Source organism: Actinotignum saccati, from assembly GCF_051265055.1.
Lineage (GTDB): Bacteria > Actinomycetota > Actinomycetes > Actinomycetales > Actinomycetaceae > Actinotignum.
Map to the genome: position 1 here is coordinate 29,904 of NZ_JBOZCC010000002.1, position 22,358 is coordinate 52,261.

Here is a 22,358-nt window from a genome sequence, read left to right on the forward strand (position 1 = left end):
CCGGGTGGTGGGGTGGCAGCGACGCCGCAACCCACCACCCGCGGGCGAACTTTGACAAAAGAAGGACTAGTCATGTCAGGAAAATCGGGCAATGACGCCCCACTGCGGACCACACTAAAACCGCACGAAGAAGAATCCGGAGTTCCCAATACCAGCTTCGGCCTCATTAAAGATCCCTCCCTCCAGCTGCGCGACGGTTATCTCAACCGCACTCCGCTGCTCCAATACATTCTTATTTCCATTTGTTTCCCATTGTGGGGAGCGGCGGCGTCCCTCAATGACGTGCTCATTACCCAATTCAAATCAATTTTCGAGCTCTCTGATTTCGCCTCCGCTTTCGTGCAATCAGCCTTTTATGGCGGGTACTTCCTGCTGGCCATCCCCGCTTCGCGGGTGATCCGGAAATGGTCGTATAAAACAGGGATCTTGGTGGGCCTGAGCTGCTATATCATCGGCTGCACGATGTTCTTCCCGGCCTCCCATATGGCAACCTATTCCGTTTTCCTGGCAGCGCTTTTCGCTATTGCGACCGGGCTTTCCTTCCTGGAGACCTCCTGCAATACCTATTCCACTATGATTGGCCCGCGGCGCACCGCCACTCTGCGCCTCAATATTTCCCAAACCTTCTATCCGCTGGGCTCCATTTTCGGAATTCTGCTCGGTAAATACCTGATTTTCACGGAAGGGGAGGCGCTACATAAGCAGCTTGATGATCTGAGCGGCCTGGAGAAAACTCAATTTGCGCAGGAGATGCTCCAGCGCACTTTGCAGCCTTATAGGTTCATTATTCTAGTGCTCGCCGTCGTACTTATTCTGGTGGCGCTTACGCAATTGCCGTCGTGTAAACCGCTCAACGCCGCGCACCACCAGTCCCGCGCTTCCATCGGCGAAACGCTCCGCTATCTTCTCCACAATAAGCGCTTCGGCACCGGGATTCTCACCCAGTTCCTCTACGTAGGTATGCAGACGGCGGTGTGGTCCTTCACGATTCGCCTCGCCCTCACCCTCGATACTTCCATTAATGAACGCACCGCCAGTAACTATATGGTGTGGGCTTTCGCGGCTTTCTTTACCGGGAAATTCATCGCGAATATTCTCATGACGAAGCTGAACGAAAACCTGGTCCTCGTGCTGTATTCCCTGGCCGGGGTGGCTGCCCTCAGCTACGTGGTGCTGGTGCCGAATATGACGGCGGTTTACGCCGCCATCGTGACCTCCGGGCTGTTCGGGCCGTGCTGGGCCACTATTTATTCGCGTACCCTCGACGCCATCGAGGATAAGCGGCATACGGAAACCGGTGGCGCCGTTATTGTTATGTCGATTATCGGCGGCGCGGTGATACCCGTTATTCAAGGGTTGGTCTCTGATAAGACCGGGTCGATGCAAACCTCCTTCATCGTGTCGCTGTGCTGCTTCGTGGCGGTGCTCATCTACTTCTTCTCTATTTATCGTAAAGATCGCGCGGGCGCCGCGGCCTGACAGCGCCTGCCTGTCGCGTTTTTGAGACGTCACTGTTATGAACAAAGGAGATCATTATGACGTTCACTATTAATCTGCGTGAGGATCAGTTCACCGAGGCACCGCGCTGCCTAGCCGAATCCCCAGAGTTTCGGGTGATTGCGCAGCGCTATCCTTCGGGCGTTGCTGCGCTCACCGTGCATAATTCGCGCGGATATATTGAGGTTCTTCCGTTTATGGGCGGCATCATCTGGGATGCCAATTTTGACGGCATCTCGCTGCGCATGAAAAATATGTTCAATCAGCCGCGCCCCGCCCGCGAGATTTCTGATACCTACGGCTGTTTCGCTTTCCATTCCGGATTGCTTGCGGCTGGCTGCCCGAGCCCGGACGATACTCACGTGCTGCACGGGGAATTTTCTTGCGCCACGATGGATCGTGCCTGGATCGAGATCGATGGTTGTGGGAACGACGGCGCTATTCGGCTCGCCTCCACCTATGAATACGCACGTGGATTTGGCGATCATTACCGCGCCACGCCCACGGTTTCACTGGGTGCCGGGGCCACCGATTTCACCATCGGTATGGATGTGGAGAATCTTTCTCCCTGCCAGCCGATGCCGCTCCAGTACATGTGCCATATGAATTATGCTTTCGTGCCCGGCGGCATCATGCGCCAGTCGCTCCCGGCGGGTAGTTTCCACTTGCGCCGCTCCATTCCCGCGCACGTAACGCCCACGCCGGAATGGACCGAGTTGAATAACCGGATTATCGCCGGTGACATTGATGCGGATTCCTTGGAAGGTGCGGAGAGCTTCAATCCGGAGATCGTGTACTTCGCCGATGATCTGCCCCGCTACGGGCAGAGCGCGCGTTTTGAGCTTGCTGCCCCTGAGGGGCACGCTTTCTTCACAGAATTTTCGACGGCGCAATTCCCCGTGGCGACCCGGTGGATCCTCTGGACTTTAGACCAGCAGGTGGCTGCTTTTGTTCTTCCGGGAACCAGCCGGCCTGAAGGTTTCTTGGCTGCTAAGGGGGCCGGCACTCTTATCTGGGTGGAACCTGGTGGAACCCGGAGTTTCCGGGTCCATACTGGCCTGGTACCGGAAGTGCAGGCCGCGGAGCTTTCTAATTCCCGCAGCGCGAAGAACGATACAGCAGAAGAGGCACACTAATGGATATCGCAGTAATCGGCTCGAATATGGTCGATCTTATTTCCTATATCAACCGCATGCCCGGCGATGGCGAAACCGTGGAGGCGCCCGATTTTGCACTCGGCTGCGGTGGAAAGGGAGCCAATCAGGCGGTGGCTGCCGCACGCCTAGGTTCGGCGGTGCGGATGGTGACCCGGGTGGGTAATGACCTCTTTGCCGATAACACGGTTGCGAATTTCGAGCGCAACGGGATTGATACCACCTACGTGATGCGTACCGCGGCAACATCGGGGGTGGCTCCTATTTTCGTCAATCCGGATTCCCAGAATTCGATCATTATTGTGCAGGGTGCTAATTCCTTGCTGACTCCGGCTGATATTGATGCCGCGGCCGCGGATATTTCCAAGTGCAAACTGATCGTTTTGCAGCTGGAGATTCCCCTGGAAACGGTCTATTACGCTATTGAATTCGGGGTGAAACACGGAATTGATGTGCTTCTCAACCCGGCGCCAGCCCAGCCGGATCTGCTGCTCTCCCGGGTGCGAGCCTGCACCTATTTCACACCCAATGAAAGTGAGCTATCGCTGCTCACCGGGATGCCGGTAGAAACTATCCCGGATGTTCGCAATGCCGCGCATACGTTGCTGGAGGCGGGCATGCGCAACGTTATTGTGACGCTCGGCGGTAGGGGAGTGCTCTGGGTGGCCGAGGGCGTGGATATGCTGTTGCCGGCAACGCCGGTGGAGGCGGTGGATACCACCGGCGCAGGCGATGCCTTTATCGGGTGCTTCTCGCATTACGTGGTGGCCACCGGCGATATCGAGTATTCCTTGCGGATGGCCAATCGCTACGCTGCCGATTCGGTAACGAAGCGCGGCACCCAAACCTCCTACGCCAGCAAGGAGGAATTCGCTCTCCTGCGCAACTAAACGGCGGTATGGAATAGGATCGAACTCGGTTATATCCCCGCGGTGAAAGGCGCGTAGAAAGTGGCGGCCAGGGGCTCTTTCGGGAGCTTCCTGGCCGCTGCTGTGTTAGTGCGCCATTGATATAAGGGCGTACGATAAATAATTGCATGTGACATTACGCACTATATCCTAATGTGCTAGTCAAAAGCATAACCGCATACATACAATATTGGTGACGCCAGGAGCGGCATATAGACCAGCTAGAAGCTGGCTATGAATACTATTTACAAAACCATCCCATAAACCTACACCTTTTTCTGAAAAGTTGTACTGATTTTGTATCGGGGGTGTGAATGGGTAAGCCGCGAAGCAAGCTCATTCCCTATCACAAGCTCAAGTTTCCCGAAGTCTACGGGTTCACCACTGAAGTTCATTTTGGCAGGCAGGCTAAACATATGCCCGGCCAGCCTGAATACGATCCGTCACGTTCACCTGTTACGGTCGATATTCTCACCATCCAAAGACTTGTTCTACGTCATGCCGGCAGGGGCACTCTTCGCGGCAAAAACTCGAACAAGGAAACCGTGAATTTTGGAGTGACTATAGGAAACTACCGCTCCCTCAATTCCACGCGATCAGTCCCGACGACGTGGGTAAATATTCACTATTCAAAGACAGGAGCTCATATTGTTCCTGCTGCGCCAAGGGAGGAAGACCATGCGTCCAAAAATTGACCATCCCGAAGAACATTTGCAGGCAGGTCATCTGGAGGAATACCACTGGAATCATCAAAATGCGCGCTACCACATCGCTTTTTCAGATGGTGAAGAATATATCGGTGTTTTCGATACAGCTTACGAAAGCGATAATGCCGGAGAGCTCGGGATAGAGATGGATGATCCCGAGTACGATGAGTTCTTCGTTGTTGATATCGAAATCCAAGAGATCTTGCACGATGGTTCCAGACGCCTCAACCAATACCTGTCACTTGATTACCGGGACTTTCCGGAGAAGATTATCGACATCACGAATGACACCGTGGTCTACCAGGTAAATCCACCGAAGGATTCGGAGGAGTCATATGGGGAAACCACGTAGCAAGTTAATTCCGTACCATAAGCTGAAGTTCCGTGAGGTTTACGGCTTCACGACCGAGATTCATTTCGGCAGGCAGGCTAAGCACATGCCCGGCCAGCCCGAATACGATCCGTCACGTTCGCCTGTCACGGTAGATATTCTCACGATCCAGCGTCTTGTTTTACGGTACGCCGGTGACGGCAAACGTTATGAATCCAGTCCGAATAAGGAGATCGTCAATTTCGAACAGGTTATTGGCATGTATCGGTATAGCAGTTCCGATCCAGGTCTGCCCACAACCTGGGCTACGATTCACTATTCCAAAAACGGAGCGCACTTAGTACTAGCAGATCCTAGGAGGAGATAATGGGACACGATAACTTTTTCCACCCTGAAGAATACAGCCAATTTGGGGTTGTGTGGGATTATGACAACGAACATTCTGATGCCGTTTACGAGATCGCTTTTTCCAATGGTGAATGTTACCGCGCAGTCTACTTCACCGCCTTTGAAAGCGACAACGCCGGTGAACTAGACATCGAAATGGACGATCCCCGTTACGACGAGTTTCATGTTCTGGTATTTGAGATCCGTGAGATTATCCATGACGGTCCGCGCCGATACAGCCAGTACTTGTCCATCGACTATCGGGACTTTGCCGAGAGAATTATCGACATCACGAACAACACCGTGGTCTACCAGGTAAATCCACCGAAGGAATCGGAAGAAGCATATGGGTAAACCACGTAGCAAGTTGATTCCGTACCATAAGCTGAAGTTCCGTGAGGTTTACGGCTTCACGACCGAGATTCATTTCGGCACGCAGGCTAAGCACATGCCCGGCCAGCCCGAATACGAACCTCACCGTTCCGCAGTCACTTTAGACATCGTGACGATCCAGAAGCTCGTTTTACGGCACGCTGGCTACGGATCCCGCTTGCCCAATAACTCGAATAAAGAGGTTGTTGACTTTGGGGTAGTGATCGGCATTTATCGTTCCCGGCACCAAAAGTTGGGCAACCGACAACTCGGGCAAATATCCACTATTCAAGGAGTGGTGCACACATCGTTCCCGCCACGCATACAAAGAGGAAGAGTAAATGACCGGCATCACCCATCCAGAGGAACGAGACCAAGTAGATGTTCTTGAGGGCTACTACTGGGATCATCCGGATGTGTACTATCGCATTGTTTTTGCCGATGGTGAGGAATACATAGGTATTTTTTTCGCGGCATTCGAAAGTGATAATGCCGGCGAGCTTGGAATTGAAATGGACGATCCTAGATACGATGAATTCTTCGTTGTTGCGATTGAGATCGTGAGTATTGTTCACGATGGCCCCAGACGCCTCAACCAATACCTTTCGCTCGATTACCGCGACTTCCCCGAAAAAATTATCGACATCACGAACGGTGTTGTGCTCTATCCACCTTCAAAGCGATTGTAAAACCACTACGGAAACCCGATGTCTCTAGATGGTGTGGCCGTAAAAACAATTTTGGCAGGATACATGGTTAGCGAAGCTAAACGTTTATTTGGAATTGGAAAGCAAGAAATACCCGGATTGGCGCTGAGTGGATTCACGAATATAACTCAGTACGGCCATAATCTCATTACCCCAAGCTCCCCTGAGCCGTCACTCACCTCCGGCGATAAAAAGCTAAGAAAGAATAACCGAAACTGGAACCTCTTAGAACGGCTCGATAGTGCCGAGCCGTGGGGAATCCCTATCATAGATCCGTGCACGGCAATCCCTAAGAAGCTCATTGCTTTCTCCGAAGCTGCCTCAAAACGAAGCAAGGCAGAAACCGGAACGTGGATTCATTTCTACGAAGATGACTACAAGTTCGAACGACTTTGGAAACACCCGGAACGTTATATCAATAGATTGAGAGAATTTGGGGGAATAATTTCTCCCGACTTCTCGACATACGCGAATATGCCCGCGGCCGAGAAGCTTCATTCGGTTTATCGCAACCAGCTACTTGGAAGTTGGGCACAACACGAGGGTATTCCTGTAATCGCGAATGTGCGCATGTGCGGACCGTATTCAGACGAATACGCATTGGCTGGAATCCCTTGTGGCTCAACGCTCGCCATCGGACTCCATGGCTGCGTGAAAAATCCCGCGAATCGCGCCATCGTCAAAGAAGAAATTCGGCACATCTGTGAAACTAAGCAGCCAACCGCCATCGTTGCCTACGGCTCAGAAAGTGGGAGAGTACTTGATCCCGCACGCGAGCGCGACATCGCAGTTTATCTATTCGAACCAGATTTTCGAACACGTTCAGTCTGTCGGCAGTCCATCTTTTCCGAAAGCAACAATAACAATCCGCGGGGTCCGGGATGCTCACCAGGAACACCGCCAAACCCCGCGGATCGTGTGATGTGCACTAGCGTTTCCGCTACGGCGACATCATGAAATGTGAAATATAGGAACTGTTATTAGATATAGGAACCGTCCGGCTGTGGGAAGAAGCCCACGTGGCTGTAGAACACCGTGAGGGACAGGAAGATCCACAGCATGCCCACGCCCCAGGTCAGGATGGCGGCAATACGCGCCACCCACTTGCTATCCGGAACGAAGGGGGAGAGGATCGCCGAAACCCCGGTGCCCACGTACAGGAACATGACCAGCAGCGGCTCGATCAGCGATCCGGCCATGAGGCGCGCAACCGGCTCGATTTCCGGGGGACGCCACATACCGAAATGCATACCCGCGATACCGAAAAGCACCAGCCCGAAGCCACCAATAGCGGCCACGTAGAGAAGCGGACGCAGCGTGGCCACCAAATCGAGGGGACGCACACCCTTATCCGCAAGCTTTTCAGCGCGCAGAATCGCAATACCGGCGATAAAGGTCAAAATTCCGTAGAAGGCAGCCGGCTCACCGAAGGTGATGTTATCAACGGAGCAGCAGAAAGCGCCGTCGATCTGGGCCAGCGGCCAGGTCAGGGTCATATGAATACCGGTAATCCCCAGGAAGGCACCGGTAGCAACGAAAGTCCAGCCCCACCCGGCCAGGGTGCGGTGATTCGGGTTCGCAGCCACGCGGGCGAAAAGAACCACGAGCACCATAATCGCACCGGCAACGAGCGCCATGGTGGTGTTATACGTAATACCTTGCATGAGCATGGCCCGTTACCTCCTTTCCGAAAGCAGGAATTGGCGGATGGACATCAAGGCGATGGAAGCGGCAAAAGTGATGCACCAGCTCAGGACGCCAAGATCCTGCCCGGTACTTCCGCTTGCCGTGGCCCAGAAGACCAGCCCGATAACGAGTCCAAGCGCGAGGACAACCCAGGTGGCTTTAGCGAGGAGCGACGCCCACCTGGCAACCTTGTGCTCCTCTAGGTCAGTGGGGATGCCACTGAAATCTTGATGATTTTCCATGTGTCAAGCATAACTTAATTTGCCCAGAGTTTTATCAGCTTGCATGGAGCATTTCCCCGGACAATAGTCCCGTGTGACGGAAATCGCTGAAAACTCGCCATTTTGCGCAGGTTTTGTTTTGAGTACGACGCCGCAGTGTGTCTCACCTCCCGGACAGACTCCTATACCCGGTACGAATTCAGCCCGCATCCCCAAAGATGGCTCTTATATCCGGGTTTGCCCTGTTATGGCAGCGAGAAGTCGACCTTATTAAGGTTGAGTACCTCAATGAGCCTGCTTTCCTGACAGCCGCGGGGTGGACAGAAGTGTCAAAGTGCGTCATTCGGGACCGCGCAGGCGCCACAGTACGCGTTAGAGACACGGAATCGGGTGCAAACGGTGCTCTCCCTCGCACTTCGTTTGCGGACCCAGTTCGTACGGATCCGAGCCGGATCCAAGCCAAGGACACGCCGTCATTAGACCCAAGTGTCCTATAGGCCCCAACGCCTTGATCATCAACCGAGCCAGCGGGGAAATAATCGCCGAGTTCACCATCGACCCGACCCGGGATTACCAAAAGAAAAACACGAAGAAAAACGGACACATGACGCGAAACATACCCGGACATATGACGTGAGACATCCAACCCAAAAACACGAAAAATCCCGCGTCACAGGCGGACCTATGACGCGGGACATCACATCGTCGGGCTAGCGGGATTTGAACCCACGACCCCTTGACCCCCAGTCAAGTGCGCTACCAAACTGCGCCATAGCCCGAAGCGATAAGAAAACTTAGCGCTACCCCCGTTCCGAAAACCTGATTTCAACACCGGGTCATCGCCACGTGGACCACATGAGATTACCTCATGAGCGCAGACAAATACAAATCTCAGAAGGTGACGTAGCACGCTCTTCCCTCGGAACTGTGATACGCCCAGCCCGGTGCCATCACTCCGACACAACGGCTCTGACGTATCTTTCGGAACGGATAGCCTCACTAGAGTTATCACCCCGAATCGTTATAGGATTGTTACCGATAAAGACGCGCCCGGGGAGCGCACCAGGGCAGTGAAGGAGAAGTCATATGGCTGAACAATTTGATCCGAGGTCGGCCGCACCCGCGCCTACGGAAACTTCTCGCTTCACCGCTATCGGCGCGCAACCTGATCAACCGGTGGCCGAACGGCATCTCAGTCCGCAAGAATGTACCGCTATTGATGCGCTCCCTGCCGGCTCCGCGCTCCTGATTGCGCTCTCCGGTCCTAATTCCGGAGCTCGGTTCCTTCTTGATGGGGAAGTGACGAATGCGGGACGTTCCCCACGTGCCGATATTTTTCTTGACGACGTCACTGTTTCCCGTAAGCACGTTCAGTTCTTCCGCCGCGGCGATACGTTCCACGTGCGTGATTCCGGTTCTCTCAACGGCACTTACGTAAATCGGGAACGAGTCGATGACGCTGTACTCCGCACCGGTGATGAGATCCAAATCGGAAAATTCCGGTTAACTTTCTACGCTTCGCGAGCCGGTGCGTGATACACCGGTGATATCTCGCGCTTCTACGGCCACTCCGGATTCTTCCTTCCCGCACACTTGCGCGCCGCGCCGCATGCGGACGGATGGCAGCCCGAGCACCTGGCCCCATGACCTCAGCCACGAACCAACTCTGCGTATCGGGGAGGTTCGCCGTGCACTCACGGACGAGTTCCCCATGCTCTCGGTTTCAAAGATCCGGCATTACGAATCCATTAATCTTATTTCTCCTTATCGCACCGCTACTAATCAGCGACTTTTTTCCACCTCGGATACCGAGCGTTTGCGCTTCATCCTGAGGGAACAGCGTGATCGTTTCCTACCCCTCGATCAAATCCGGGAGGAGCTGCGTCAGCTCGACGAGGGCATCATTGAGGCCCCGGGACGCCCCGGGGGAATGCGCGCCGTCGCCGCACCGGAAGTGCGCCGCCCGAAACCGGGCGAACGTATTACTCAAGCCGAACTGGCCGATATGACCGGAGCGGCTCTGGGCACCATTGAGGAGCTCGTCACCGCTGGCATCCTTGCTACCGACGCACGCGGGCGCCTATCCGCCCAATCGGCGGATATTGTGCGTTACTGCGTGATGCTGCTGGAAGCCGGTTATGATCTACGTCAGATTCGCAGCGTCAAAAATTCCGCACACGCTCAAGCCGTGATGATTACCACCCAGCTAGCTACCGAGCTGGCAAAGAAAACACCGGTTGCCTCCGAGCGCGCCCTCAACCAGGCCGCCGAAGACGGCACCACCATCGCGCGGCTTTACGGTGCTCTTCTCACGGAAAACGTCGAAGTGGAACTGCGCTAAGGTGCGTTCCACCGCCGCGCTCACGGGGCACGTTTTCAACCTCGTCTTAATGCACTAAGGCCAGCTCGCCGCTCCGGCAAGTAGCCTTTTGCGCAAAAATGAACCACGTCAGGCAGACAGCACCACCCACTCAGGAGTAAGGTGGCAGTACAACTTCATATCGATTGAACCGAACCCAGGTCATGCTGGGCACCTCAACTAGCAGGAGACAATTAATGTCAGGTTCTGTGGAAACCCAAGGTATCGACCTTGTATCGCCCCACGAAAGGTACGGTCGCCCCCGCGATCTTTTCTTCCTGTGGGCGGGCACAACCACTAATATTTTTACCGTGTCCTACGGCGCCATGCTGGTGCTGCTTTACGGACTTTCATTCACGCAAGCGCTCGCCGTTATCGTAATCGGCAACGTTATCGCATACCCGCTTCTCGCGCTAACCTCCATTCAAGGGCCGCTAACCGGCACCACCACGATGACCATTTCGCGAGCATCACTGGGTACTCGCGGAGCTCGTATTAATGGAGTTTTGTCCTGGCTGATGCTCATCGGCTTCGAAGCCGGGGGACTCATTCTCGTTTACTATGCCTGTGAGGCACTCCTCGCTCGTGCGGGTATCGCCCTGGAGGGCGGCGCGCAGATTACCGTCGTCGTTCTTCTTGCGGGTATTCAGCTTCTTCTTCCCCTTCTTGGCCACCGGATACTCATGGCAGCACAAAAATACGCAACCATGATTTTCACGGTGGCTTTTATTGTGTTAGCAGCCCTCATTATTCCGCAGGCCGCGCCGGGCGCCTCCGCGGGTACCGATTCGCTCTTCACCATGATTTCTGCAACCTCGCTCGTTATTGTTTCGGGCGGGCTTTCCTGGGCGCCAAGCGGAGCAAATTTCTCCCGTTATCTACCCGCTAATTCTTCGCCACTCGCAGTGGGAACCTGGGCGGCGCTGGGTGGGTTTATTCCCTACGTGCTACTCCAGACCCTCGGGGCCGCGATGGCAACTGTAGCGGTTCCCGCTGAGGTGGAACTTTCTAATCCGCTGGCCGTCCCGGCGATCCTCAGCCCGGCGTTTGCGGTACCTTTCCTCATTCTTGTTATGGTCGGTTTGCTGCTCCAAAACGGCACCAACCTCTATTCTTCCGGCCTGAATTTGCAGACCGCCGGTATCCACGTTCCGCGCATGGTTATCGTGTGCATCGATAGCCTCATCTGCGTGGCCATCTGCATTTTCGCGATCCAGCAGGAAGCGTTCTACAGCCTCCTCAATGCTTTCGCCGCCTCGCTAAGCATCTGGCTGGCGCCGTGGGTGACCGTATATTTGCTGGATTGGGTGGCCCGGCACGGCACCTACCATCTTTCCGGCCTGGCCATTGAATCCCACGGCCCGTACTGGGGCAGCGGTGGGGTGCGCTGGTCCGGAATGGCCGCGCTGCTGGGCGGCATGCTCTGCTCAGCGCTCTTCACAAACTCTGGCTACCTGGTGGGCCCGCTCACCCGACTCCTCGTGGATGTGCCCGCCGCGGCACCGGATCTGTCCATTCCCGCCGGAGTGATCGCCTCCGCGCTAATCTACCTGGCTCTGCGCCCGGTGCGCGAACGCGAACGCGCTGCCCGCCGGGCCTTCATTACCGCTGCCTAAAGGCCGCATACCGTCACCCCGCAACAACGTCATTATTTTTAGGAGAAACTCATGCCTCATCGTCAGCTTCTTGATGTCGCCTACGGGCGCGCCCACGCCGACACCATTATTGACAACGGAATTCTGGTAAACGTTCTCACTGGGGAAACCTACCCCGCCTCCGTCGCCATCGCTTACGGGCGCGTGGCCGCGGTGGGGAACGTGGACGCGCAGCGCGGCCCGAACACCACCATTATTGATGCCGACGGCGCCTATCTGACTCCCGGTCTCATTGACGGGCATCAGCACATCGAATGCTCCAAGCTTTCCGTGACGATGTTCGCGGATCTGGTATCCCGCTACGGAACAACCTCCGTTATTTCCGGCCTCGACCAGATCCTGGTATCCGCAGGCCTGGAAGGCGTCAAGGAATTCCTGGCCGAAGCCGAAGAATCCTCCATGCGAGTGTGGTGGGGTGCGCCCGCTAAAGCTCCCTACACGGTTCCTGAATCTACCGTGGGGCACCGTTTCGCGGTGGAAGACCATCGGAAAGTGCAGCGCATGCCCGAATGCGTGGGCTTGTGGGAAACCGTGCAGGAAATGGTGGAATACGGTGATGAAGAAGTCCTCACCGCCATGGACCTGGCCGAGGAAAACCGCCTGCACGCCTTTGGCTGCGCACCGCTCGTGGATGCCCGCCGGGTAGCCGGCTACGCAGCTTCGGGCGTGACGCTGTGTCACGAATCCTATTCTCCGGAAGAAGAACTGGAGAAGATGCGTAACGGCATCAATATCCTTATCCGGGAATCCACCGCCGCCCCGATGCTCGAGGAAAATATTAAGCTCATCACCGAGATGGGCGCCCCGGCCCACCGGGTTGGTTTCTGTACCGACGATGTGACGGCCACCGATATTTTGGGCCGCGGCCACCTCGATTACGTGGTGCGCCTGGCCATTGCGAAGGGAATTGATCCCGTCACCGCGATCCAGATGGCCACGATTAACACCGCGCGGATGTTCCAACTCGATGACCGCATCGGTGCGATTGCTCCGGGGCGTTTCGCGGATATTCTCTTCGTTGATTCCCTCGATGATTTCCGGCCCCGCACCGTCCTCAAGGGTGGGAGGATCGTGGCGCAGAACGGTGCCGCCGTGCACGCCCCGCATGCACCGCAGCGCACCGCAGCGGTGCTCGATACCTTCAAGCTCGCCCCGGTCAGCGCTGATCGCATCGCAGTTCGGGTTGCCGATTCGGCTACCTCGGCGCGAGTGCGCACCATCGTGCTCTCCAAGGATGTTGCCTTCAAGCGCCCCGGAGCTGAGGTGGAACTCCCGGTGGTGAACGGCAAGGTGCAACCCGATACTGCCCAGGATGCCGTTTATGTATGCGTAGCGGAACGCTACGGCAAAACCACGAATTTGCCCGTTGCTTTTATTCAGGGCTTCGGCCTCAAGCGCGGGGCAATTGCCACCTCGGCGGCCCCGGACGATAACAATGTGGTGTGCGCGGGAGTAAACCCGGAGGATATCGCGCTGGCGATTAATCAAGTTTCCCGCCTGGGCGGGGGACAGGTTGCGGTGTGTGATGGCGAGGTTGTTGCCTCCCTGCCCCTCCCGGTGGGTGGCATTGTTGCCGACCTGGTAGCCGAAGATATGGCCACCGCCGAAGCGGAGATGGACCGGGCTGCCCGGGAGGTGCTGGGTGCGGATCTCGATTCGCCCTTTGGCCAGCTCATCTTCCTGTCCATCACCGCGATTCCCGATTGGGCGATCACCGATCTCGGCCTCATTGACTGCGTCAAATTTGACGTCGTCGATCCCGTTATTGCAACACGGTAACGTAACGGGTACCCGCGAACGTAACCACGCAGAAAGGAAAAATATGACTGCGATATCGCCCTTCGTGCAGGGTCTGCCCAAAGTTGAGCTCCACCTGCATATTGAAGGCACCCTGGAACCCGATCTCAAATTCAAGCTCGCCGCGCGCAATGGCGTAGAGCTGCCTTACGCCAGCGAGGAGGAGGTGCGGGCTTCCTACCAATTCGATGACCTCGCCTCTTTCCTGGACGCTTATTACGAAGGCATGAGCGTGCTGCTCACCGCGGAGGATTTCTATGACCTCGCGATGGAGTATTTCCGCAAGGTAGCGCGCCAAAACGTTCGTTACGTGGAGATGTTCTTCGATCCGCAGGCGCATACCTCGCGCGGGGTGGAATTCCATACCGTGATCTCCGGGCTGCGCCGTGCCCAGATTGAGGCGCGCGAACAGCTGGGTGTGGACAGCGCTCTGATTATGTGTTTCCTGCGGGATTTCCAGGCCGAATACGCCATGGCAACCCTGCTGGAATCCCTGCCGTACCGCCCCTGGATAATCGGCGTGGGGCTTGATTCGGATGAAACCGGCAACCCGCCCGCCAAGTTCGGGGCCGTCTTCGCGAAGGCCCGCGAGCTGGGATATCAGCTGACGATGCACTGCGATGTTGATATTGCAGATTCAGCGGAGCATATTCGTCAGGTTCTCGAGGACGTGCGGGTGGACCGCGTGGACCACGGTACGAATGTGGTGGAAAAGCCCGAGTTGGTGGAATACATGGCTGAGCACGGTATCGGTCTGACCTCCTGCCCGATCTCCAATACCTGGGTCTCCGACGGCTCTAAGGTGGGACTGCTCACCGAACTGGATAAGCGGGGGGTCAAGGTTACTGTCAATTCGGACGACCCGGCCTATTTCGGTGGCTATATCGCGGAGAATTACCAACGCGTGGCGGACGAAGCCGGGGCAGATGAGGAGACCCTCAAGCGTTTCGCGCGCAATGCGGTGGATATTTCCTGGGCGCCGGCCTCGCTCAAGGAACGCATCGCCGCGGAGATTGCTGCCTACGAGGGCTAGGTGAGGTAGGCGCTGGGGCGTGCGCGCGAGGCATCTCGCATGCTCGCCTCAGGTACCTCAACTGTCACAATAACATCGCATGTATCGTTTATCACATCGCGATGGGAACGACGGCGCCGGCCGCTTCCCGCGTGGGAGCGTGCCGGCGCCGCGGGCTTTAAGTGGCGGGAACTAGCCAATTTGTGGAGTGGATGCGGTAGGCTAGGGGAGTAGTAAACAGTGCTTTCTTGCGGCACCTTACCCTAAAGCTCAAGTTGAGCTTTAGACACGCCGCGCCGGGCGCTGACCCGCTGGCCGGCCTGCTATATCGTGGTAGCTAACACTGGCAACCGGCCAGAATCCACGCTGCGAAACGGAGAGACTATGAGCGACGCGACCGCCAAAGACGCGACGTATCGGCGCACCCAACCGATGCTCTTCGGCGATCCTCTTCCCGAGCTTGACGCCGAAACCGGCTACCGCGGTCCGATTGCCTGCAAGGCAGCAGGCATCACCTACCGTCAACTCGATTACTGGGATCGCACCGGTCTTGTTTCACCTACCGTGCAAAATGCGTCGGGTTCCGGCAGCCAGCGTCTCTATTCTTTTAAAGACATCCTGGTCCTCAAGGTGGTTAAGCGCCTCTTGGATACCGGGGTATCACTCCAGCAGATTCGGGTTGCGATCGCACAGCTCAAGGATCGCGGAGTGGAAGATCTGGCCGGTATCACCCTCATGTCTGACGGTGCTTCGGTCTACGAATGCACCTCCGATGATGAAGTGATCGACCTGGTCAAGGGCGGCCAGGCTGTTTTCGGCATCGCGGTTGGCCGGGTTTGGCGTGAAATCCAGGGTTCGCTTTCCGAGCTTCCCACCGAACGCGCTGAAGAAGAAGTGGTGGATGAATTGGCGCAGCGGCGGGCCGCCAAGCGCCGCCGCGGTGCATAACTCACAATTCTTTTACCATCCAGGTCCGTTGCCGAAGTGCAGCGGACCTGTTTCGTTTATTATCAAGGCTCCAGGTAGCTCTTGCTCATTTCCTACCCTGGCGAGCAACGTCACTCAGCAGTATAGAAACCCGGCACCGTTACCACGTAAACGAAACCTCTGGAGGAAGCTTTTATAGCTTCGTTTCCAGAGGCTTCGTTTACATTACTGTTTTCCCGTAATCGTAGTGGCTAATTTCCGTAGTTATTTTCTATCCCAATGGCGCAACCGAACGAAGGCAAGGCCGGTGGCAAGAAGCAGTACAACTCCTGCAATACCACCAGCTGCTGCCGTTCCTGTATGCGCGAGCTTTTTGGCGGAAGTGGAACTGATTGCATTGTCGGTACCCGAATTTGTGGGATTAGGACTGGGAGTCCCCGGTTTCGTTCCCGGGTCGTCATCAGGCTTCGTTCCCGGATCACCACCAGGCTTGGTTGTTATTTTCTCCCATTGACCAGTGAGAGTAATGTCACCCGTAACTGAAGTGGAGAAATCATAAGGCTGACCGTCCTTAAACCAGCCAATGAACTTGTATCCATCCCGAACAGGAGGTGCGATATTTTCGGCCTGTTTGCCATGAAGTACCTGCCGGTTACCATCCGGTGTTACCCCATCGTCATAACGGTAAGTAACGTTGTATAGAATCTGATCCCACTCCGCAGTCAAAGTAATATCAGATTTAACCGGGGTAGCGAAATCATATTGATGACCATTGAGATACCACGCGATGAAGGCATGACCTTCCTTAATCGGATTCTCAGGTTCTTGTGCGGGAGATCCAGCTTTAACCTGCTGGGAAGGAATGACGTTTCCGCCACGAGTATCGAAAGCAACCGTGTACTTAGCGACGGCAGCCCACTGTCCATACACAGTTGTGTCAGCCGTAATCGGGGTGGTGAAATCGAAAGGCTGTGTGAAGCTTTCATCTTTGAACCATCCCTTGAAAACGTGACCCTTTTCTTCCGTGTTAACGGTCGGGAAACCCGGCTGGGAAACCACAGTATTACGACTTACCTTAACTGAAGATTCGGCCTTGGTAGAACCATCGGGAAGGAGCTGCTTGAAATTCACAACAGGCTTCGGAACAACCCGAACCTTTACGGTATCTTCCGCATAGGAACGAAGGCCCATCTCATTGTCCTGCCAAATCCAATCAGCAAAAGGACCTGCTTGTAACGTGAGCTGGTACTCGCCTGGGGTGGACGTATCCACACTACCGGAAGCTACGCGATACATAGGCGCATCGTTTCCGCTAAGAATGGTGGTCCACTGATAATCAGGGTTCTCTTTAGTACCCGAATTCTTCAAATAGCTATACGAATCAACGAGTTTCTTTAGGTTAGTCTGGGCTTTATCGACCTCTTCCTGTTTCCGTTGAGGTCCCGTATAGAAGTCACTACCCTCCTCAATCTCGTATACGGTATCGATAGCATTGAACTTGACCAGATTTTGCTTTTCTCCCCACAGACCAATATTGAAATTCTGCGTGGAGCCATCCGGATAGATATAGTGCGCTTTCTCGATGGGAAGGCCTGGTGTCGAATCATAAATGGCCACCAGATGCGGAGAATAATTGAACTTCTCGAAAATCTGGAGGTACCTCATATGCGTCGCGGCATCATAACCGGTCAGATAATGCTTGTTGGGCTGGTCCGCTACGGAATAGGCTGCAAGTTCCTCACGAGTCATTGAGAAACCGATTTCACCATTAGCATCAGTGGTGAAGAATTTCCCTTTATTTCCGTCGATAATCTCGCTATTGCGTTCGAACCAGAGATTCAACCCGGAAACGGGTTCTTTCGTCTCATCATCGACGTATTTCAGCTTGAATTCATACGGCGTACGCTGATCAGCGGGGAATGCCACATTTGATTCGGTCGGGGTATTCCCGTACTTAGTATCCCGACCGAGGACATTCGCTGACGAATGGGAGCGCTCCAGGTGGCGCTTCGGAACGACTGTTACCGTTCCTGTAGCTTTGGTGGTCTTCCCTCCACTATCAGTGAGGGAGAATTCGACGGTGTAATCCCGAACCTCGTTATACACGGAATACTTAGGTTTATCTTTACCTTCCGTGAACCCACTCTTATTCGTAACGACAACGTCATCACTTCCGAGCTGAGAATCTTCTGCGTCCCCGGCTTTCACGATCATGCGTTTCAGATCGAGGGATATGTGCTCGCGATTGTGACGTTTTGTATTTCCAGGGTCGGAGCGGTGTTATCCGGCGCAGCCCAAGCCGTGCCGAGCGTAGCGCCGGTAACCATAATTCCGGAAACCAAGCCCGCGGCGATGGTGCGAAGCCGATTCACCCCCTGTCCAATTTTTTCTTCCCGTAGTTTCATCTGCAATCCTTTCAACAGCGCCACCGAGGGCACACTTCGACGCGCACATTCTTGACACTGTGACTTGATATTTTGCACCAGCTATAGTGACAAGATGATAATACCAAAGTTCTTACTGTATTTGTTTAGAGTCATTTGATTTCGAGGAATACGAGAGCACTCAACGCTGCCCTTGCGGAATAAACATCCCTCTGACCTTGGCAAATGCGAGGTTGTTTCATTTTAGTGATCTTCGAGCTACTAACCAAGAAAATGTTTCTCAGCTTTATCTTTAAGCGATGCAACAAAGGACCCCGATGTGTCGTCACCGTAAGTAGCGACACATCGGGGTCCATTTAATCTTTAAAGGTGAAAATACAGGGGGATCTCACTCTTTCTATCGGCGCACAGCCGGGGTATCCGTTCCGTTGCCGTCCCAATCCCCGAGGAAGACCGCATCAGCGTGGCGCCCATAGGCAAGAGTTGCTTCAGCATCTCCTCCGGTGAGCTGGTTGCTAATGTGGAAGGTATTTCCGCGGCGCACCGCGAAAGTATCCTTACCATCCCCATCGAAGTCCCCAGCAAGGACCTGGTCATCGGCGCGTCCGTAGGAGAATACCTGCTCAGCATTCCCACCGACGAGCGAGTTCTGGACGTAGAAGGTGTTTCCGCGGCGCACCGCGAAAGTATCCTTGCCATCCCCGTCGAAATCACCCACGAGGACTTCGTCGCCAGCCCGTCCGTAGGAGAATACCTGCTCAGCATTCCCACCGACGAGCGAGTTCTGGACGTAGAAGGTGTTCCCGCGGCGCACCGCGAAAGTATCCTTGCCATCCCCGTCGAAATCACCCACGTAGTCCTCGTCGCCGGCGCGCCCGTAGGAGAAGACTACGGAAGCAACGGTCGCCGTCCAGTTATTGGAGACGAAGAAGGTATTGCCGTGCACAGCCGGGGGAGTGGCCGGCTTGCTCGGCTGTTCGCTCGGTTCCTCGCTCGGCTCCGGCTGGTCGCTGGGCTCGGGTGCCGGAGGTTCGGCCGTGGGCTCCACGCTTGGAGTAGGAACCGGGGTCGGTTCCGGCTTGTCACTCGGGCTCGGTGCCGGCTCGGTCGGCTCCACCGAAGGTGTCGGCACCGGGACCGGTGTGGTCGGATCGACCGTGGGCTCCACGCTCGGAGTCGGTGCAGGCGCCGGGGTAGTCGGCTCCACGCTCGGGCTCGGCGCGGGCGCGCTCGGTTCCGGCTTCTCGCTCGGGGTAGGTTCCGGCGTGGGCGTCGGCTGCGGCGTCGTGCATTCCTTGACGCAGAAGGGCGCGGTTACGAAGGTTTCTTCGCTGGAGCTGCGGGTGAAACCGGGCAGGGTCTCACCGCTCGGCTCAGTTGTTCCGCCGCCGGTTCCCTTAACGACCCGCAACTCGAAGACGTAGCGACCCGGGGCGGCCGCGGTGCGCGTCGTCGCCGAAGCGGATTTGAGGTAGGTGCCGTCCCAGGCGAAGCGCCCCAGATCGGTACGACCCACGCCGTCCTCGCTATGCACCACGTTATTTTCCGAAACCGGGGCGCCCTTCGAGCCGTCCTCGTTCGCGTGGAAGACCCGGATTTCCAGCTTCTGCACCGGGGAATCGATATGGTATTCCACCACCGGAACCGCACCGTTGGCGTAGTCCATGGCGTAGGCGAAAAGCTCGGAATTGGGGGCGTTGGAGTACTGCGCGCCCTTGTCCAGGCACTCACCCTTGTAGATGGTGGCCGGATTCGGGCAGGCAATGAGCTTGGTCAGCGAGGGCGGATCGTAGGCGAGCAGATTCGCCAAATCCGGGCGCTTCTGGGCGATATCCGGGCGAATATCCTTGACCTTCCACGTGGTGTGGAGGAATTGCAAAGCATTTTCGTAATCGCCCTTGAGGCCCGCGAAAGGCACCTGGTAGGTGGAATTATCATCGCCGTGGGCCACCACATAACCGCCGTAGATCGCACCCTCGGGCACGTTCGTCGGATCGGTGACCGAGACCTGCACCTGGGCATCCGCCCCGGGCTGCACCGTCACCTGCGCGGGGCTAATCGCCACCTGCGCATCGGTCCCGTTGTAGGTGGTGAAACGATCGTGCGGCCCGCTGGTGGCACGCACGTGAGTATCCGCCGTGAAGGTGTAGGTGACGGGCGCTGCCGAGGCGTTGTGCACGGTGAGCGTCGTCGTTTCCTGCACGTCCGAATCACCCAGCGAAATCTTCGCGGGCGTAATCGCGGTGGGAGCCCCGCCGCCATTCGTGCCCGGCTCCGTGACCGCAGCGAGAGCGGCGGGCAGATTGACCAGGCCGGCACCCTGGCGGTGGGTGGCGAGCTTCGGGGCATCCGCGCTGCCGTCCACGGTCACCGGGTCGGCGGTATTCTGCAAGGCCGTGCGCACCTGCGCCGGCGTGAGATTCGGGTTGGCTTGGAGCAGCAGAGCCGCGCTCCCGGCCACGTGCGGGGCTGCCATCGAGGTACCCGAAATCGTCTTCCACGAGGGCGTCACAGCATCATCAACCGGCCACGCGGAATAAATATTGCCGCCCGGGGCAACCACGTCCGGCTTGAGCTGGAGGTCCGCAGCCAGGCCCCAGGAGGAGAAATCGGAAATTTTCCCGCCGGTGGGGGAGGTGGCTACTCGCTTCGCATCCGTCCATTCCAGGCTGGCGTTTCCGGCGGCCGCGGCCTCTTCGAAACGCTCGCCCTGTTCCTGGGTGACCGCGATGACCGGGATCGTTACGGGCGGGTTTCCGGCGATGGTTGCGTTGATGGTGCCGGGCTGGTTGTTGTAGATGATGACCGCTGCGGCGCCGTCGTCCTGCGCGGCACGGGCCTTCTGGTAGAAGGTCGACGTTCCGCGCGAGACAAGCACTGCTTTCCCGGTAAACGGTGTTCCGGGAAGATCAACGGCGCCGGTTTTTTGCCCTTCGGGATAGGCGACGACGTCGACCCTACCCGCCGTGGGCACCGCGGGAGATTCCGTGACAGTCTCAAATCCCTCAGGACCGCCGTTGAACATCACGACCGGGCGCAGCACGTGGGTATTATCCACGGAGCCCACCGCGATAACCGAGGGGCCCACCGCCGGCGCACTGCCGGAGAAAATGCCCTTCGCACCGGAGTTACCCTGGGAAGCCGTGACCACCACACCGGAGGCAACGAGGTTTTCCGAGGCCACCGCGGTGGGGTAGTTAGGCCAGGTCGCGAAAGCCGCGCCGATGGACATATTAACAACGTCCATCTTGTCCCGCTGGGCGCGTTCGAGGGCGGAGAGAATGACTTCGGAGCTGGTAGATCCCGTGCATCCGAAAACGCGGTAAGCACCGATGACAGCATCGGGAGCCACGCCCTTAAACGTGCTTTCCGGATCGTTACCTGCGGCGATGCCAGCCACGTGCGAGCCGTGCCCGCCGCCGGCCCCGCAGTCATCAGGAAGAGCATCCGGGTGGGGGACCGGCTGGAAATTCGGGTCACTGCGATCCGTATTGAAGGAATCGCCCACGAAATCGTAGCCGGTCACGATCTTGTCATTGGGGAAAGCACGCTCACCCTTGACGCCGTTCCCGCCGAAAGCCGGGTGATCAATGGCCACGCCGGAATCAATGATTCCCACGCGTACGCCCTTGCCGGTGAAGCCGAATTCCTCATTGGCCACGCTCGCACCGGTCATATCCCGCGCGGAGTACATATCGGGGGTTTCCCCGGGGCGGTTCATTTCCGCAGCAGATTCGACTTCGGCGGGCCGTTCCACCGTGAGCACCGGGTAAACACCGATCACATTAGCGTCATTGACGTAGCGTGCCAGTTCCACCGAATCGGCTTCGACGGTCACGCCGTTCCACACGTGCTGGTAGGAGGTGTCCACCTCACCACCGTCATTTTCGACCGTCTGGGTGAATTCCCGCTGTTCGCCCGCGATGCGGGCGGAGGAGCCACCTCGAATAAGAGGTTCGCTCTTGAGTTCAATAAACCATTTTCCGGTGAAATTCGGATCGCTTTCCGCCGCGGCAACGGTGGCGCGGATATCGAGGGGTTCGTGCCCATCTGATTCCGTGGCCGCCGCGGTTGCGGGAGCGAGGGCGCCGCCAACGAGGGCGGCACACGCACAGGTGACGCCGAATCGGCGCCAGCGTGGTTGCTCAGCCATACATATCCTTCCTGATAGCTGGCCGCTGGCCCGGGCGTGGAAATATGAGCCCAGCTCAACGGCATGCCAGCAATTTTGCCGAATATCTTAAATAATCAAAA

General features: G+C 56.5%; 21 protein-coding genes and 1 tRNA gene. 16 read left to right on the forward strand and 6 right to left on the reverse strand.

Features of this window, described 5'->3' with window-relative positions; translation table 11 throughout:
• Nucleotides 1-72: 72 nt before the first annotated feature.
• From fucP to ACRQEC_RS01640, 10 genes are all read left to right on the forward strand, one after another.
• On the forward strand, nt 73-1,479 hold the full coding sequence (fucP, locus tag ACRQEC_RS01595) for an L-fucose:H+ symporter permease (RefSeq protein WP_394532998.1): 1,407 nt from the start codon (nt 73-75) through the stop codon (nt 1,477-1,479).
• A gap of 56 nt (nt 1,480-1,535) precedes the next feature.
• Complete coding sequence (locus tag ACRQEC_RS01600) at nt 1,536-2,633, forward strand: aldose 1-epimerase family protein (RefSeq protein WP_284883431.1); 1,098 nt, start codon at nt 1,536-1,538, stop codon at nt 2,631-2,633.
• Nucleotides 2,633-3,541 (forward strand): ribokinase, encoded by a 909-nt coding sequence (rbsK, locus tag ACRQEC_RS01605; RefSeq protein ID WP_016442788.1) that lies wholly within the window; start codon nt 2,633-2,635, stop codon nt 3,539-3,541. Before ACRQEC_RS01600 ends, rbsK begins: the two co-directional genes overlap by 1 nt.
• 434 nt (nt 3,542-3,975) lie before the next feature.
• The gene (locus ACRQEC_RS01610) at nt 3,976-4,254 is read left to right on the forward strand and encodes a polymorphic toxin type 50 domain-containing protein (protein ID WP_231366731.1); all 279 of its coding nucleotides are present in this window, start codon (nt 3,976-3,978) and stop codon (nt 4,252-4,254) included.
• Nucleotides 4,208-4,618, forward strand: a complete 411-nt coding sequence (locus ACRQEC_RS01615; protein ID WP_016442789.1) for a YxxD family cognate immunity protein YxxD — start codon at nt 4,208-4,210, stop codon at nt 4,616-4,618. Before ACRQEC_RS01610 ends, ACRQEC_RS01615 begins: the two co-directional genes overlap by 47 nt.
• Nucleotides 4,602-4,964 (forward strand): polymorphic toxin type 50 domain-containing protein, encoded by a 363-nt coding sequence (locus ACRQEC_RS01620; RefSeq protein ID WP_016442790.1) that lies wholly within the window; start codon nt 4,602-4,604, stop codon nt 4,962-4,964. The genes ACRQEC_RS01615 and ACRQEC_RS01620 overlap by 17 nt, the downstream gene beginning before the upstream one ends.
• Complete coding sequence (locus ACRQEC_RS01625) at nt 4,964-5,338, forward strand: hypothetical protein (RefSeq protein WP_016442791.1); 375 nt, start codon at nt 4,964-4,966, stop codon at nt 5,336-5,338. Before ACRQEC_RS01620 ends, ACRQEC_RS01625 begins: the two co-directional genes overlap by 1 nt.
• A 94-nt stretch (nt 5,339-5,432) precedes the next feature.
• On the forward strand, nt 5,433-5,747 hold the full coding sequence (locus tag ACRQEC_RS01630; RefSeq protein ID WP_284896917.1) for a polymorphic toxin type 50 domain-containing protein: 315 nt from the start codon (nt 5,433-5,435) through the stop codon (nt 5,745-5,747).
• Entirely contained in the window at nt 5,698-6,045 is a 348-nt protein-coding gene (locus tag ACRQEC_RS01635) for a hypothetical protein (RefSeq protein ID WP_016442793.1), read from the forward strand. The genes ACRQEC_RS01630 and ACRQEC_RS01635 overlap by 50 nt, the downstream gene beginning before the upstream one ends.
• Before the next feature lie 18 nt (nt 6,046-6,063).
• Nucleotides 6,064-7,020: a DUF4417 domain-containing protein gene (locus ACRQEC_RS01640; protein WP_016442794.1), complete on the forward strand. Its 957-nt coding sequence runs from the start codon at nt 6,064-6,066 to the stop codon at nt 7,018-7,020.
• Nucleotides 7,021-7,043: 23 nt separating this feature from the next.
• Here the strand turns inward: ACRQEC_RS01640 and ACRQEC_RS01645 are convergent, their stop codons facing one another.
• The 3 genes from ACRQEC_RS01645 to ACRQEC_RS01655 all read right to left on the reverse strand — a co-directional run bounded on the left by ACRQEC_RS01645 (nt 7,044) and on the right by ACRQEC_RS01655 (nt 8,749).
• A complete protein-coding gene (locus ACRQEC_RS01645) occupies nt 7,044-7,733 on the reverse strand; it encodes a DUF981 family protein (RefSeq protein WP_016442795.1) in 690 nt (229 codons plus the stop codon).
• Nucleotides 7,734-7,739: 6 nt separating this feature from the next.
• Complete coding sequence (locus ACRQEC_RS01650) at nt 7,740-7,991, reverse strand: hypothetical protein (RefSeq protein WP_016442796.1); 252 nt, start codon at nt 7,989-7,991, stop codon at nt 7,740-7,742.
• 684 nt (nt 7,992-8,675) lie between these two features.
• A tRNA-Pro gene (locus tag ACRQEC_RS01655) sits at nt 8,676-8,749 on the reverse strand.
• A 307-nt stretch (nt 8,750-9,056) separates the two neighbouring features.
• Between ACRQEC_RS01655 and ACRQEC_RS01660 the strand changes: the two genes are divergently transcribed.
• The 6 genes from ACRQEC_RS01660 (at nt 9,057) to ACRQEC_RS01685 (ending at nt 15,741) form a co-directional block, all read left to right on the forward strand.
• The gene (locus ACRQEC_RS01660; protein WP_016442798.1) at nt 9,057-9,506 is read left to right on the forward strand and encodes an FHA domain-containing protein; all 450 of its coding nucleotides are present in this window, start codon (nt 9,057-9,059) and stop codon (nt 9,504-9,506) included.
• Complete coding sequence (ftsR, locus tag ACRQEC_RS01665) at nt 9,499-10,311, forward strand: transcriptional regulator FtsR (protein WP_231366710.1); 813 nt, start codon at nt 9,499-9,501, stop codon at nt 10,309-10,311. Before ACRQEC_RS01660 ends, ftsR begins: the two co-directional genes overlap by 8 nt.
• Nucleotides 10,312-10,526: 215 nt before the next feature.
• A complete protein-coding gene (locus ACRQEC_RS01670; protein ID WP_016442800.1) occupies nt 10,527-11,945 on the forward strand; it encodes a purine-cytosine permease family protein in 1,419 nt (472 codons plus the stop codon).
• Nucleotides 11,946-11,996: 51 nt separating this feature from the next.
• Nucleotides 11,997-13,763, forward strand: a complete 1,767-nt coding sequence (locus ACRQEC_RS01675) for an adenine deaminase C-terminal domain-containing protein (RefSeq protein WP_016442801.1) — start codon at nt 11,997-11,999, stop codon at nt 13,761-13,763.
• 43 nt (nt 13,764-13,806) lie between these two features.
• Complete coding sequence (add, locus tag ACRQEC_RS01680; protein ID WP_016442802.1) at nt 13,807-14,814, forward strand: adenosine deaminase; 1,008 nt, start codon at nt 13,807-13,809, stop codon at nt 14,812-14,814.
• Nucleotides 14,815-15,177: 363 nt separating this feature from the next.
• Nucleotides 15,178-15,741 (forward strand): MerR family transcriptional regulator, encoded by a 564-nt coding sequence (locus ACRQEC_RS01685; RefSeq protein ID WP_016442803.1) that lies wholly within the window; start codon nt 15,178-15,180, stop codon nt 15,739-15,741.
• Nucleotides 15,742-15,984: 243 nt separating this feature from the next.
• Here the strand turns inward: ACRQEC_RS01685 and ACRQEC_RS01690 are convergent, their stop codons facing one another.
• The 3 genes from ACRQEC_RS01690 to ACRQEC_RS01700 all read right to left on the reverse strand — a co-directional run bounded on the left by ACRQEC_RS01690 (nt 15,985) and on the right by ACRQEC_RS01700 (nt 22,257).
• Nucleotides 15,985-17,934 carry an InlB B-repeat-containing protein gene (locus ACRQEC_RS01690; protein ID WP_435734843.1) on the reverse strand — a complete coding sequence of 650 codons (1,950 nt, stop codon included), beginning with the start codon at nt 17,932-17,934 and terminating at the stop codon, nt 15,985-15,987.
• Nucleotides 17,935-17,939: 5 nt separating this feature from the next.
• Nucleotides 17,940-18,125 (reverse strand): hypothetical protein, encoded by a 186-nt coding sequence (locus tag ACRQEC_RS01695; RefSeq protein WP_435734844.1) that lies wholly within the window; start codon nt 18,123-18,125, stop codon nt 17,940-17,942.
• Between the two features lie 376 nt (nt 18,126-18,501).
• Nucleotides 18,502-22,257, reverse strand: a complete 3,756-nt coding sequence (locus ACRQEC_RS01700; RefSeq protein ID WP_435734845.1) for a S8 family serine peptidase — start codon at nt 22,255-22,257, stop codon at nt 18,502-18,504.
• Nucleotides 22,258-22,358: the final 101 nt, after the last annotated feature.